Here is a 13,844-nt window from a genome sequence, read left to right as displayed (position 1 = left end):
TGTGTTTAGCACATCTGCATCGGGAATGGTATAAATATAATTGAAAAACTATATTACAAACCTTCCAAATATTGGAAGGTTTTTTTTTGAATAAAAATTAAAATAAATAACACAATAATGGAATTAAATAAGTACAGCAAAACCATCACTCAAGATCAAACACAACCTGCGGCGCAAGCGATGTTGTATGGTATTGGTTTAACTGAAGAAGATTTAAAAAAAGCACAAGTTGGTATTGTGAGCATGGGTTACGATGGTAACACTTGTAATATGCACTTAAACGATTTAGCAAAAGATGTTAAAAAAGGTGTTTGGGATGTAAATCTGGTCGGACTTATTTTTAATACCATTGGTGTCAGTGACGGAATTTCAAACGGAACTGAAGGAATGCGTTATTCATTAGTTTCTCGTGATGTAATTGCAGATTCTATCGAGACAGTTGCAGGAGCACAATGGTATGATAGTATTATTGCGATTCCTGGTTGTGATAAAAATATGCCCGGAGCTTTAATCGCTATGGGAAGATTAAATCGCCCGTCTCTTATGGTTTACGGAGGTTCAATTCACTCTGGAAAATGGAAAGGAGAAACGCTAAATATTGTTTCTGCTTTTGAAGCTTTAGGAAAAAAAGTAAAAGGAGAAATTACTCCGGAAGATTTTAAAGGAGTTATCCAAAATGCATGTCCCGGAGCTGGTGCTTGTGGAGGAATGTATACTGCAAATACAATGTCTTCGGCAATTGAAGCATTAGGAATGAGTTTGCCATACAGTTCTTCAAACCCTGCTTTAAGCCAGGCAAAAAGAGACGAATGTCTTGCTGCAGGAGCTGCAATTAAAATTTTATTAGAAAAAGATATTAAGCCAAAAGATATCATGACTCGTAAAGCTTTTGAAAATGCTATTACAATTGTAGCAGTTTTAGGAGGTTCTACAAATGCAGTTATGCACTTAATTGCAATGGCACATTCTGTTGGTATTACAATTACGCTGGATGATTTTCAGGCTATTAATGACAGAACTCCGGTTCTTGCCGACATGAAACCAAGTGGTAAATATATGATGGAAGATATTCATGAAGTAGGAGGAATTCCTTCAGTAATGAAATATTTACTAAAAGTAGGATTGATTCACGGAGATTGTTTGACTGTAACAGGAAAAACAGTTGCTGAAAATCTAGCTTCGACTCCGGATTTACAAGACGGACAAGAAGTAATTCATGAAATTCAAAAAGCGTTGAAACCAACAGGAAATATTCAGGTTTTATACGGAAACCTTGCTTCGGAAGGAGCAGTAGCAAAAATCAGCGGAAAAGAAGGAGAATATTTTGAAGGACCTGCTGTAGTTTTTGAAGGAGAATTTGAAGTAATTCCAGGTCTTGAGGCCGGAAAAATAAAACCAGGTAATGTAGTCGTCATCAGGTATTGTGGACCAAAAGGTGGTCCGGGGATGCCTGAAATGTTGAAGCCTACATCTGCAATTATCGGAGCCGGATTAGGTAGCACTTGTGCTCTTATCACAGACGGTAGATTCTCTGGAGGTTCACATGGCTTTGTCGTAGGACACATCACACCAGAGGCTTATGATGGTGGTGGTATTGCTTTAGTAAAAGATGGAGATTTAATCGCAATCGATGCTGTAAATAATACAATCAACCTGAAAATATCTGACGAAGAATTTGCAGCAAGAAAAGCGGCTTGGGTTCAGCCACCGTTAAAAGTTACAAAAGGAGTTTTACTTAAATATGCGAGATCGGTTTCAAGCGCTTCTACAGGTTGCGTTACCGATAATTAATTTACAAAACATATCAAAAATCAATTGCAATTTTAATTGAATTTGCAATTGATAAAAAAAATATACTATGAGAATATCAGGGGCAGAAGCCGTTATAAGATGTTTGTTAGAAGAAGGAGTAGACTTGGTTTATGGTTATCCAGGTGGAGCAATCATGCCGGTTTACGACGAATTATATAAATTTCAAGATCAGTTACACCACGTTTTAGTACGTCACGAACAAGGTGCAACACATGCAGCTCAAGGTTATGCAAGAGCTACAGGAAAAGTAGGAGTTGCGATTGCAACTTCTGGACCGGGAGCAACAAATTTAGTTACAGGAATCGCTGATGCTCAGATAGATTCAACCCCGCTAGTTTGTATTACAGGACAAGTAGGCAGACATTTATTAGGTTCTGATGCTTTTCAGGAAACGGATATTATCGGAATTTCGACTCCGGTAACCAAATGGAATTTTCAGATTACTGAAGCTTCTCAAATTCCGGAAATTATTGCAAAAGCCTTCTATATTGCGCGTTCTGGACGTCCGGGTCCGGTTTTGATTGATATTACAAAAAATGCTCAATTTGATGAGTTTGATTTTAGCTATGAAAAATGTACAGGAATTAGAAGTTATGTTCCGGTTCCAAAGCTAAATTTAGATAAAGTGGCCGAAGCTGCTGCTTTAATTAACAGTGCTAAAAAACCTTTTATTGTTTTTGGTCAGGGAATTATTCTCGGTCAGGCCGAAGAACAATTAAAAGCTTTTATCGAAAAATCAGGAGTACCTGCGGGTTGGACTATTTTAGGACTTTCGGCTTTGCCAACAGATCATCCGTTAAACGTTGGTATGCTTGGAATGCATGGGAATTACGGTCCAAATTTATTAACCAATGAATGTGATGTTTTAATTGCGTTGGGAATGCGTTTTGACGACCGCGTTACAGGTAAATTAAGTACATATGCCAAACAGGCAAAAGTAATTCACTTTGAAATTGATCCTGCCGAAGTTGATAAAAACGTAAAAACAGAAGTTGCCGTTTTAGGGGATGTAAAGGAAGCTTTGAACGCAATATTGCCATTAATTGATGCAAAATCACATGATTTGTGGCATAATGAATTTAAAGAATTATACAAAATCGAAGTTGAAACGGTTATTAATGAAGAATTAAACCCAACGAATGGTAAAGGAATTTCGATGGGAGAAACACTTGAAATGATTAATAAACACTCAAAAGGTGATGCAATAATTGTTTCAGATGTTGGTCAACACCAAATGTTTGCTTGTCGTTATGCTAAATTTAATTCAACCAAAAGTAATATTACTTCAGGAGGTTTAGGAACAATGGGATTTGCTTTACCAGCTGCAATTGGAGCCAAAATGGGAAAACCAGAGCGCGAAGTTGTTGCGATTATTGGTGATGGAGGTTTCCAGATGACAATTCAGGAATTAGGGACTATTTTCCAAACGCAAGTTCCGGTAAAAATTGTTGTGCTAAACAATGAGTTTTTAGGAATGGTGCGTCAATGGCAAGAATTATTTTTTGATAACAGATATGCTTCAACAAAAATGATTAATCCAAATTTTGTCGCTATTGCCGAAGGATATCATATTAAATCTAAAAAAGTAACACAAAGAGAAGATCTTGATGCAGCTGTCGCAGAAATGATGGCTTCAAAAGATTCTTATTTCTTAGAAGTTATGGTAGAAAAGGAAAACAACGTTTTTCCAATGATTCCAACAGGAGCTTGTGTTTCTGAAATTAGATTAAGCTAAAGAAAAAGTTTCATGTTTCAATCCCGATAGCTATCGGGATTGAAACAAATAAAACTAAAAAACAAAAATGGAAGATAAAACATTTACCATATCGGTATATTCAGAAAATAACGTGGGCTTATTGAATAGAATATCAGGAATATTCTTAAAGCGTCACATTAATATATTAAGTTTAAACGTTTCAGAATCAGAAATTGAGAATGTTTCAAGATTTATCATTGTAGTAAATACAACAGAGAAATGGGTTCAGAATATCGTAGGACAAATTGAAAAACAAATCGAAGTGATTAAAGCTTTTTATCACACAGATGAAGAGACGATTTATTTGGAAAATGCATTGTTCAAAATTGCTTCAAGTTTGTTATTCGATGAGAAACAAATTCAGAATATCATCAAAGACAGCCAATCAACAATTGTAACTGTTTCTCGTGATTTCTTTGTGATTTCAAAATCAGGAAGACGTTCTGAAATAGAAGAATTATATGAAAAGTTTAAACCTTACGGGATTATGCAATTTGTACGTTCAGGAAGAATATCAGTTTCTAAAGAAAAAATGGAAATTTCGACTTTATTAGAAACATTCAAATAGTATCATTTTATACATATTAATCAATTATTAAATTACAACATCATTAAATATTAAAAAAGAATGGCAAATTATTTCAACACATTACCACTTAGATTACAATTAGAACAATTAGGAGTTTGCGAATTTATGGAGCAATCTGAATTTTCAGACGGAATTGCTGCACTTGCAGGAAAAAAAGTTGTCATCGTAGGTTGTGGTGCACAAGGTTTAAATCAAGGTTTGAACATGAGAGATTCTGGTTTGGATATTTCGTATGCATTGCGTGCAGATGCAATCGCTGAAAAAAGAGCTTCTTATAAAAATGCTACTGAAAACGGTTTTAAAGTAGGTACTTATGAAGAATTAATTCCAACTGCTGACGTAGTTTGTAACTTAACTCCGGATAAACAACACACTGCTGTAGTTACTGCCATTATGCCATTAATGAAACAAGGATCGACATTATCATATTCTCACGGTTTTAATATTGTTGAAGAAGGAATGCAGATTCGTAAAGATATCACAGTTATTATGTGTGCTCCTAAATGCCCTGGTTCTGAGGTTCGTGAAGAATACAAAAGAGGATTTGGTGTACCAACTTTAATTGCAGTTCACCCTGAAAATGATCCAAACGCTTTTGGTTTAGATCAGGCAAAAGCTTATGCTGTAGCAACTGGAGGACATAAAGCAGGAGTTTTAAAATCATCATTTGTTGCTGAAGTAAAATCAGATTTAATGGGTGAGCAAACTATCCTTTGCGGATTATTGCAAACGGGTTCTATTTTATGTTTTGATAAAATGGTAGAAAAAGGAATCGATCCTGCATATGCTTCAAAATTAATTCAATACGGATGGGAAACTATCACAGAAGCTTTGAAACATGGTGGAATCACCAATATGTTAGATCGTCTTTCTAATCCTGCAAAAATCGAAGCTTATGAAATTGCAGAAGAATTAAAAGACATTATGCGTCCGTTATTTCAAAAACACCAAGATGATATTATTTCTGGAGAATTCTCAAGAACAATGATGATCGACTGGGCTAATGACGATGTAAATTTATTAAAATGGAGAGCTGCAACAGGAGAAACGAATTTCGAGAAAACAGCACCACAAGAAGCTCCAATTTCTGAGCAGGAATATTTTGACAATGGAGTTTTAATGATTGCTATGGTTAAAGCGGGTGTAGAACTGGCTTTTGAAACTATGACAGAAGCTGGAATTATCGAAGAATCAGCTTATTATGAATCATTACACGAATTGCCTTTGATTGCTAACACAATTGCAAGAAAGAAATTATTTGAAATGAACCGTGTTATTTCGGATACTGCAGAATATGGTTGTTATTTATTTGACCATGCTTGTAAACCATTATTGACTGAGTTTATGAAAACAGTTGAAACTAATATTATAGGAAAACCATTTTCGACTTCAAACGGTGTAGATAATGCTGTTTTAATAGCAGTAAACAAAGAAATTCGTCAACATCCTATCGAAGAAGTAGGAGCATGGTTGAGAGAATCTATGACTGCAATGAAAAAAATTGGATAATAAATTAGGAATTACCACACATTCGGGTGTGATGGGATTTTGCACTGTATCTCTTTTTATATAATATTTTGAATTAGTAAGCACTTATTAAGAAAAATTGGATATAGATGCATTCTGCATTCACTTAACTTCTGTGAGTAAGTAAGTTAAGTGAAGCTAATCCCTAAATAAGGGAGTATGTTTTGAGAAAAATATACTTGCTGAAGTTTCATTTTTAATTAATAAAGCTGCTGCTATTTTCAAAATAGTGTAAAGCATTGTAATGCAGAATTACAAAATTAATTGTTATTGAAATTGTTAAAATTAAAAAGGCGTAGTATTTATTTATTGCGCCTTTTTTGCAATATGTAATTTTACTTCAAAAACGGAAAAATTATATTATAGGTAGAAAAAAAGGATATTTTTTTTAATATGTGTTTTTTTTTGCTGAAATTTATGAATTAAATAATTTTAAGAATACGTTGATATTTAATACATTTATAAAAAAAATTCCAAAAACATATGAGTTATTATAAAATTGAAAATTTAGAACAATATTTTAAACATTACAATAAGTCAATAAGAGAACCAAGGAAATTTTGGGGAAAAATAGCTGAGGAAAATTTCACTTGGTATCAACAATGGGATAAAGTAGTTGATTTTAATATGGCTGATGCCGAAGTAAAATGGTTTACTGAAGCTAAAGTTAATATTACTAAAAACTGTATCGATAGACATTTAAGCAAAAGAGGCGAAAAAACGGCAATTATTTTTGAACCGAATGATCCTTCTGAAGAAGCTTTACATATAACATATAATGAATTATACGAGCGCGTTTCAAAAATGGCAAATGTTTTGCGTGAGCAAGGTGTTCGTAAAGGAGACAGAGTTTGTATTTATTTACCAATGATTCCGGAATTGGCGGTTTCAGTTTTGGCATGTGCGAGAATTGGAGCAATTCACTCTGTTGTTTTTGCTGGTTTCTCAGCTTCAGCAGTTTCTGCCAGAATTAATGACTGTGAATCTAAAATGGTTATTACATCTGATGGAGGTTACAGAGGAAACAAAACAATTGATCTAAAAGGAATCGTTGATGAAGCATTAGAAACTTGCCCATCTGTTTCTCAGGTTTTGGTTGTAAAAAGAACCAATACTGATATAAAAATGAAAGAAGGACGTGACCAATGGTTACAACCTCTATTGGATACAGCTTTAGACAATAGTGTAGCTGAAATTATGGATGCCGAAGATCCTTTGTTTATCTTGTATACTTCTGGTTCTACAGGAAAACCAAAAGGAATGGTGCATACTACAGCTGGATATATGGTTTATACAGCATATACTTTTAAAAATGTTTTCAGCCACGAAGAAAATGATATTTTCTGGTGTACAGCAGATATTGGTTGGATTACAGGTCACTCTTATATATTATACGGACCATTATTGAATGGAGGAACAACCGTAATTTTCGAAGGAGTTCCGTCTTATCCTGATTTTAGCCGTTTTTGGGATATTATCGAAAAACATAAAATCACACAATTCTATACAGCGCCAACGGCAATTCGTTCGTTAGCAAAAGAAAGTTTAGATTACATTCAAAAATACCCACTTAAATCATTAAAAGTTATTGGATCTGTTGGAGAACCAATCAACGAAGAAGCTTGGCACTGGTTCAATGACCACGTTGGAGATAAAAGATGTCCGGTGGTTGATACTTGGTGGCAAACAGAAACTGGCGGAATCATGATTTCTCCAATTGCTTTTGTAACGCCAACAAAACCAACATACGCAACTTTGCCATTACCGGGAATTCAGCCTGTTTTAATGGATGAAAAACGCAATGAAATCGAAGGAAACCAAGTTGTTGGAAGTTTATGTATTAAATTTCCGTGGCCTGGAATCGCCAGAACTATCTGGGGAGATCACCAACGTTACAAAGACACTTATTTCTCTGCTTTCCCTGGAAAATATTTCACAGGAGACGGTGCATTGAGAGATGAAGTTGGATATTACAGAATCACCGGTAGAGTAGATGATGTTGTAATTGTTTCAGGACATAATTTAGGAACAGCTCCAATTGAAGATGCGATCAACGAGCATCCAGCAGTTGCAGAATCTGCAATTGTTGGATTTCCACACGATATTAAAGGAAATGCATTATACGGTTTTGTAATCCTGAAAGAAACTGGGGAAGTTAGAGATAGAACTAACTTAACAAAAGAGATCAATCAATATATTTCTGACCATATTGGACCAATCGCAAAATTAGATAAAATTCAGTTTGTGTCTGGTTTACCAAAAACACGCTCAGGAAAAATCATGCGTAGAATTTTGCGTAAAATAGCAGAAGGAGATTTTTCTAATTTTGGAGATACTTCAACATTATTGAATCCTGAAATTGTAGAAGAGATTATGAAAGATAAAATCTAATACTTTTTTAATAAAAATAAAAAGCTGTCTCCAATCGAGGCAGCTTTTTTGTTTAGTGAGAGTTTGTGTTTTTATTTTTAATAGGTTTACTTTCTAATCCCTTTTAGAAGTGCGTATATTGCCATTGCGTGTCCGTGACCTAAATCAAAATGAGATTTTAACCAAGTAACAATTTCACCTGCTTTTATTTCTGGTTTTAATTCTCCATTGACTGAAAATCCTTTTTCATCTGAAAGTTTTTTAAAATCATCAGATTCCATTCCTGTTTTTGCTTTAATATTTGTTAAGTATGCTTGAAATGACATAATGTTATAGATTTAATTGTTTAATTAAATATTTTGATAATTAGTTGTTTTGATTTTGGTTAGGATCGTAATTAAACATCCATTGATTTCCAAATTTGTCTGTTAAGTGTCCGAATAAAGCTCCCCAAAACATTATCTCCAATGGTTGCGAAGCGTTGCCATATCTGGATAAACTTGCATAAGTTTTTCGTGTTTCTTCTTCGCTTGAAAAATTAAGCATTAACGAAACCGCATTTCCTTTAATTAAATTTTGAGGTGACATATCTGAACCCATAATTATAAGATTGTCACTTTTAAGCATTGAATGTAAAATGCATTTTTTCATTTGCGAAGGCAGTTGTTCTGATACTGGCGATTCATCAACTGTTTGTATAACAAGTTCACCTCCTAAACATTCTTTATAGAATGTCATTGCTTCACGACAATTGCCGTTGAAAGTCAAATAAGAATTTATTGTTGTCATTTTGCCTTATTTTTTTTATGTTGGTTCTTAATTAAACCAACAAGACAAAGTTGCGATTAGTTGTAAGAAAAAACACTGTACGTAAATGACAACTAAGAGGGTGTTTGCGTCATTTTTTATATCTTTATTGAAAATTAAAAGTGCTAAAGATGAAAAAAGTAAGTATTCTAGTTCCAGAAAGTTCTGTTTTGCAAGCAATTGCTGATCCTCAGTATTTATTTTCGGCAGTTAATCAATTTATGGTTGCATCAGGTAGAAAAGCATTGTTTGATGTGCAATTAGTAGGATTAAAAAAAGAGATAAAACTCAATGATGGTTTGTATTCTGTAAATACTTCTCAACTTTTAAAAGACATTGAAAAAACGGATTTGGTTGTAGTACCCGCTTTATTTGGTGATATGAAAAGTGCGATCGATCAAAATCAGGAATTATTACCTTGGATAAATGAACAATATAATAAAGGTGCAGAAATTGCTTCACTATGTGTTGGAGCATTTTTATTAGCTTCTACAGGTTTGCTTAATGGTAAAAAATGTTCAACACATTGGGGTTTCCAAAATGAATTTCGCGAAATGTTTCCAGATGTTGAAGTAGTAGACGGAAGTATTATAACCGAAGAAAATAGAATTTATTCAAGTGGCGGTGCAAAATCATATTGGAATTTATTACTGCATTTGGTAGAAAAATATACAGATAGGGAAACTGCAATTTTAGCTTCAAAATATTTTGCAATTGATATCGATCGAGAAAGCCAGTTGGCATTTGCAATGTTTCAGGGTCAAAAAAATCATAATGATGATATTATAAAAAAGACACAAGATTTTATTGAAAACAATGTTCAGGAAAAAATAACAATTGAAGAGTTGTCTGATTTAGTGTCGTTGGGAAGAAGAAGTTTTGAAAGACGTTTTAAAGTTGCTACTAATAATTCGGTATTAGTGTATATAAACCGGGTTAAAGTAGAATTTGCCAAACGTAGTTTCGAAACAAGTCGAAAAAATATAAATGAAGTGATGTACGATGTAGGTTATACAGATACAAAAGCATTTAGGACAATTTTTAAAAAAATAACCGGTCTTACTCCAATTGAATATCGCAATAAATACAATAAAATGGCTGTTGCGTTGGTTTCCGAAAACTATTAAAGAAAAATAAAAAAGCCTCTTAATATCTTTAAGAGGCTTTTCTTTGTGTTAAAAATTATATTTTCTTATATCGCTTATATGGTTAAAAAAAACTATTTAATTCCTAATCTGGATTTAAGTTTCAAAAACAATAAAGCAATTTTATATGCATCTTCAGCAGATGAATTTCGATCACTTTTCGGAATTTTAAATATTTCGGTTAAATCGTCAAGCGAAAACTGTTTGTCATTGATATCAGTTAATTTTCTGTACATCATATCAACATCTAAGGCTTCGTTTTTTAATCTTCCGCAATCAAGACGCTCTAATGCAGCATTTAGCATTTCGATGTCAAAATTAATATGATGACCAACCAGAATTGAATTACCGATAAAATTCACCAAAGATTCAATAGCATCAGGTTCAGGCATTTTGAGCATTTTACTTTCTATGATAAACTCATTCGAAAGACCATTATCCTGCAAAAATTTGTACTGTAACAAAACAGCTTCAAAATTATCCTTTATTATAATACTATCATCCACTACAGAAAAAGCACCCAAAGACAAAATAACATCTTTATTTGGGTTTAGTCCCGAAGTTTCAGTCGATAAGACCACAAATCTATTAGGTTTTGTTTCGAATTTAGTCAGGTAATCTTTCCAGAAATCCGGATACTCCTTATTGATATTTTTAATCCAGTCTAGCATATTTTATGAGAATTGGGTCAATTGAAATTTACTTTTAATTAATTCCTCAAGATCTTTCATTGGAGTCAAAGCATTTTTTAACTTCTCTTTGTCTGTTTTAGACATTTCTCTCAAATTTATATATTGACCAGAATCGTCATTTTTTAATCCTTCCACAGTTCTAAATTTTGACAAAGTTAAAAAAGCTTCGGCACAGCTCAGGTATATCTCAGCATTTTTAGAATCTGTTATTGCTAATTGTTTGAATCTTAAATAGGTATTCTTGATTCCTTTAATATTCGAATTTAAAATTAATAAACGCGCGCCATCAATCAAAGGCATTAATGCACGTGTTTTGATATCAAATTTTCCTTTTTCCGGACCTTCTTCCTCAACAATGAATTTTTTGAAAAAACTCAAAGGAGAATTCTTTTTCAAAGCATCATTTCCTAAAAAGTCAAAGAATAAAGTATTGTTAACGGCATTTTTAAAAATGACATTTTCAATAACTTCTTCAATTTTAGGTTCTCCAAAAACGATCTCATAATCAAAGAAAATACTGCTTAAATCATTACTGTTTTCACCTGGAGTATTCATCCAACTGTTGTATTGTTTTGTCCAGTCAGTCAATGACTTACACCAAAGCATATTGCTTCCCATATGCCCATTTGGACAAAATTCATAACCAACTTTTTCCAGTATTGATGTAGCTCTTTTTGCTAATCTAAGGAAATAATCTTTTACTTCTCTGTATTTTTCCGGAGCAACATCTTCAAAAATCAAAATACTATCCTGATCTGTTAATAAAAGTTGTTCCTTACGCCCTTGACTACCAATGCTTAACCATGCAAAACGAGCAGGAGGGGAGCCTAAATCTAATATAGACAACTCAACAGCACGTTTGATTATCGCTAAATTAATTTCGCTTACAATATTACTAATATGCGAAATCGGAATATTCTTTTGAATCGAATTCTGAATCAAATCAGATAAACGATCACGTATTTGTTTTAAGTCTTTTGGAAGTTGCGAACGTTTAATCTCTTTGATTAAAACACCAGGGTTACTTGCTTGAGCCACAATTAGATCGTGTTCAGAAATTATTCCTTTTACAGCAGATTTACTTGTACCGTCTTTTGTAACACACAAGTGCGTTACATTATGTTTTAGCATTAGTAATTGTGCTTCGGCAAGAGAAACATTTTCAATTACGGTAACTACAGGCGACGACATTATTTTGTCAATTGTTTCTGTAATCGGGTAACGTCCTGTCGCTATCTTAGACGCTAGATCTGTAGCTGTAACAATACCAATTGGGCGATTTTTTTCGCATACAATGACATTATCCATCATTGCATCGGTCATTAATATAGCAACATCTTTAACAATATGGCTTGCGTCAGTTGTTAAAGGTGAATTATTATAGTTAAGAGACTGAATATATTGCATTTCTGATTGCTGATCTACATAAAATGAGGTATCAGAAATCATTTTTCCATTAGAACTAACGCTATCTTTTGTATGTCTTGAATTTGTAGCGAAACTTTCTAATAAAAAGTTCAAAACATCTGAATTATTAGCAACAAAAGGCCTGAAAACAGCGATAGGAATTGCGTAAATAATACTTTCTTCACGAGCTTTCGCGGTCATCATGTAGTTATTCTTAGCAAAAAACGGACGTAATCCAAAAATATCACCTTCATGACATTTGTTAATAATCGTTTCTTCGGCGTCGGCAATTGTTGTTAAATTTATGATACCAGAAGCTACAACATAAAAACTGTCGTGAAGTAAATCATTGTTTTGAAATAATACCGCATGTTTTTCTAAATTTATAACACGAATATTGGTTGCAATATCAGATAATTCCTGAAAAGTTAAATTATCAAATGGCGGGTATTCTTTTAAAAAATCTGCAATATGCTCAGCTATTGTATTCATATATTTTGATAATTTTTTTAAAGTATCGAATGTAAAAATAATAAAATAAACTCTTACAACGAAAGCATCTTTGTGAGAATCTAAATATTTTAAAAAATTACAAAAAAATATTTAATTCTAAGGCTTAAAATTCATTTAAATATTTTGAAAGCCTTAAAAAGAGCAGATATTTGGAAGAAATAAAATTTGTTTAAGGAATACAGCAAGGAAACTGAACAAGGGCAAATTCTAAAACATTCTATTTTACATAATATAAATTATAGTTCAAAATGTATACGCTTTTAAAAGCGCTTATTAATCGTATAACTTAGTCAGAATCGTTTCTTTTGGGATTAAATCAGATCCGCCTCTTTTATTGAATTGCATTGCGCCATCATTTGCAACAAGAACTGCACTTGCTGATAAACCATCTTTGCTTTTAATCCTAATCTGAGCTCTGTCGCCTAAAACATAAACATATCCGGTAATTTCCATAATTCCCGAATTTAGCTCTTTGTCGTCGCTTACAATTTCGGCGGTTCCATATATTTGACTCACAGATTGTGCTATATTTATTTTTAAAATATATTTTTTGCTGCAATCCTTGCAATTTTCAGTGCTCCAGGTTCCTGTAAAACGATTTTGAGAATACGCTGTAAATGAAATCAATGTCAATAATAGAATAAACTTTTTCATTAAATAAATTTTCTAATAAATATGCGTCAAATATAAATTAAAAAAAGCACACGCTGTTGTGGCGTATGCTTTTTCTATAACTGTAACTTTTATTGTTTTATTTTAGTTTTTTTGTATAAACTGATTTTCCATTTAAAGAAACGTTTATTTCATTGTTTTTTTCTGAAAAAGTTGTTCTCAAAGCATTTCCTTTAAAAATTGTAACGTCTCCGTAAACTTTTCCGGTTTCATCAGACGAATATTCGAATAATAATTTTTTATTATCCGGCTCAAGTCCAATTTTGTAAGTTGAAAATTTTGAAGTTGCTAAATCAAATTCCTGATGTGTATCAATAATATTACCATCAGCATAAAAGTTTGTAACCGTTTTGTTTAATGTAATGTCGGGATAATATTGATTAACTTTTTGCAATAACGCATACTGCTCCGGATTTGCATCTTCTTTTTTAGATACGATTGTTTGTGCGAATGAAATTGTTGTAAAAATAAGTGTGAATAGTAAAATGTAATTTTTCATAATTTTTAGATTTAAGATTAGTGTTTAAATGATTTTTAGTAATCTAACTAATGCG

Annotated in this window: 12 protein-coding genes; 6 read left to right on the top strand and 6 right to left on the bottom strand. The window is 32.9% G+C overall.

Annotated elements, in window-relative coordinates; genetic code table 11:
* Window positions 1-117: 117 nt before the first annotated feature.
* The 5 genes from ilvD to acs all read left to right on the top strand — a co-directional run bounded on the left by ilvD (window position 118) and on the right by acs (window position 8,075).
* The gene (ilvD, locus tag C8C83_RS22885; protein ID WP_121330857.1) at window positions 118-1,791 is read left to right on the top strand and encodes a dihydroxy-acid dehydratase; all 1,674 of its coding nucleotides are present in this window, start codon (window positions 118-120) and stop codon (window positions 1,789-1,791) included.
* A 67-nt stretch (window positions 1,792-1,858) separates the two neighbouring features.
* Complete coding sequence (ilvB, locus tag C8C83_RS22880; protein ID WP_121330856.1) at window positions 1,859-3,547, top strand: biosynthetic-type acetolactate synthase large subunit; 1,689 nt, start codon at window positions 1,859-1,861, stop codon at window positions 3,545-3,547.
* A 67-nt stretch (window positions 3,548-3,614) separates the two neighbouring features.
* On the top strand, window positions 3,615-4,136 hold the full coding sequence (gene ilvN, locus C8C83_RS22875; protein WP_121330855.1) for an acetolactate synthase small subunit: 522 nt from the start codon (window positions 3,615-3,617) through the stop codon (window positions 4,134-4,136).
* A 60-nt stretch (window positions 4,137-4,196) separates the two neighbouring features.
* Window positions 4,197-5,666: a ketol-acid reductoisomerase gene (ilvC, locus tag C8C83_RS22870; protein WP_121330854.1), complete on the top strand. Its 1,470-nt coding sequence runs from the start codon at window positions 4,197-4,199 to the stop codon at window positions 5,664-5,666.
* Window positions 5,667-6,167: 501 nt separating this feature from the next.
* On the top strand, window positions 6,168-8,075 hold the full coding sequence (gene acs / locus C8C83_RS22865) for an acetate--CoA ligase (RefSeq protein ID WP_121330853.1): 1,908 nt from the start codon (window positions 6,168-6,170) through the stop codon (window positions 8,073-8,075).
* 86 nt (window positions 8,076-8,161) lie between these two features.
* On the opposite strand, the gene C8C83_RS22860 is transcribed toward acs, so the two are convergent.
* Both C8C83_RS22860 and C8C83_RS22855 read right to left on the bottom strand, forming a co-directional pair.
* The gene (locus C8C83_RS22860) at window positions 8,162-8,380 is read right to left on the bottom strand and encodes a DUF4287 domain-containing protein (RefSeq protein WP_121330852.1); all 219 of its coding nucleotides are present in this window, start codon (window positions 8,378-8,380) and stop codon (window positions 8,162-8,164) included.
* A gap of 40 nt (window positions 8,381-8,420) precedes the next feature.
* Window positions 8,421-8,843: a glyoxalase/bleomycin resistance/extradiol dioxygenase family protein gene (locus tag C8C83_RS22855; protein ID WP_121330851.1), complete on the bottom strand. Its 423-nt coding sequence runs from the start codon at window positions 8,841-8,843 to the stop codon at window positions 8,421-8,423.
* A gap of 149 nt (window positions 8,844-8,992) precedes the next feature.
* On the opposite strand from C8C83_RS22855, the gene C8C83_RS22850 reads away from it, so the two are divergent.
* Window positions 8,993-9,988, top strand: coding sequence for a helix-turn-helix domain-containing protein (locus C8C83_RS22850; RefSeq protein ID WP_121330850.1), 996 nt, complete (start codon window positions 8,993-8,995; stop codon window positions 9,986-9,988).
* A 92-nt stretch (window positions 9,989-10,080) separates the two neighbouring features.
* Here C8C83_RS22850 and C8C83_RS22845 read toward each other — a convergent pair whose 3' ends face one another.
* The 4 genes from C8C83_RS22845 to C8C83_RS22830 all read right to left on the bottom strand — a co-directional run bounded on the left by C8C83_RS22845 (window position 10,081) and on the right by C8C83_RS22830 (window position 13,789).
* Window positions 10,081-10,677, bottom strand: a complete 597-nt coding sequence (locus C8C83_RS22845) for a 3'-5' exonuclease (protein ID WP_121330849.1) — start codon at window positions 10,675-10,677, stop codon at window positions 10,081-10,083.
* A gap of 3 nt (window positions 10,678-10,680) precedes the next feature.
* Window positions 10,681-12,597: a DUF294 nucleotidyltransferase-like domain-containing protein gene (locus C8C83_RS22840; protein ID WP_132011919.1), complete on the bottom strand. Its 1,917-nt coding sequence runs from the start codon at window positions 12,595-12,597 to the stop codon at window positions 10,681-10,683.
* A 294-nt stretch (window positions 12,598-12,891) separates the two neighbouring features.
* Window positions 12,892-13,272 (bottom strand): hypothetical protein, encoded by a 381-nt coding sequence (locus C8C83_RS22835; protein WP_121330848.1) that lies wholly within the window; start codon window positions 13,270-13,272, stop codon window positions 12,892-12,894.
* 97 nt (window positions 13,273-13,369) lie between these two features.
* Window positions 13,370-13,789 (bottom strand): hypothetical protein, encoded by a 420-nt coding sequence (locus C8C83_RS22830; RefSeq protein WP_121330847.1) that lies wholly within the window; start codon window positions 13,787-13,789, stop codon window positions 13,370-13,372.
* Window positions 13,790-13,844: the final 55 nt, after the last annotated feature.

The sequence above is a fragment of the Flavobacterium sp. 90 genome, assembly GCF_004339525.1.
In the GTDB taxonomy this organism is placed as follows: Bacteria; Bacteroidota; Bacteroidia; order Flavobacteriales; family Flavobacteriaceae; genus Flavobacterium.
This window is presented reverse-complemented; position numbering and strand designations above follow the sequence as displayed.

What these genes read in the sequence shown, in the direction of transcription:
- ilvD (WP_121330857.1), top strand. Translation starts at nt 118, where the DNA reads ATGGAATTAAATAAGTACAGCAAAACCATCACTCAAGATCAAACACAA.
- ilvB (WP_121330856.1), top strand. Translation starts at nt 1,859, where the DNA reads ATGAGAATATCAGGGGCAGAAGCCGTTATAAGATGTTTGTTAGAAGAA.
- ilvN (WP_121330855.1), top strand. Translation starts at nt 3,615, where the DNA reads ATGGAAGATAAAACATTTACCATATCGGTATATTCAGAAAATAACGTG.
- ilvC (WP_121330854.1), top strand. Translation starts at nt 4,197, where the DNA reads ATGGCAAATTATTTCAACACATTACCACTTAGATTACAATTAGAACAA.
- acs (WP_121330853.1), top strand. Translation starts at nt 6,168, where the DNA reads ATGAGTTATTATAAAATTGAAAATTTAGAACAATATTTTAAACATTAC.
- C8C83_RS22860 (WP_121330852.1), bottom strand. Translation starts at nt 8,380, where the DNA reads ATGTCATTTCAAGCATACTTAACAAATATTAAAGCAAAAACAGGAATG.
- C8C83_RS22855 (WP_121330851.1), bottom strand. Translation starts at nt 8,843, where the DNA reads ATGACAACAATAAATTCTTATTTGACTTTCAACGGCAATTGTCGTGAA.
- C8C83_RS22850 (WP_121330850.1), top strand. Translation starts at nt 8,993, where the DNA reads ATGAAAAAAGTAAGTATTCTAGTTCCAGAAAGTTCTGTTTTGCAAGCA.
- C8C83_RS22845 (WP_121330849.1), bottom strand. Translation starts at nt 10,677, where the DNA reads ATGCTAGACTGGATTAAAAATATCAATAAGGAGTATCCGGATTTCTGG.
- C8C83_RS22840 (WP_132011919.1), bottom strand. Translation starts at nt 12,597, where the DNA reads ATGAATACAATAGCTGAGCATATTGCAGATTTTTTAAAAGAATACCCG.
- C8C83_RS22835 (WP_121330848.1), bottom strand. Translation starts at nt 13,272, where the DNA reads ATGAAAAAGTTTATTCTATTATTGACATTGATTTCATTTACAGCGTAT.
- C8C83_RS22830 (WP_121330847.1), bottom strand. Translation starts at nt 13,789, where the DNA reads ATGAAAAATTACATTTTACTATTCACACTTATTTTTACAACAATTTCA.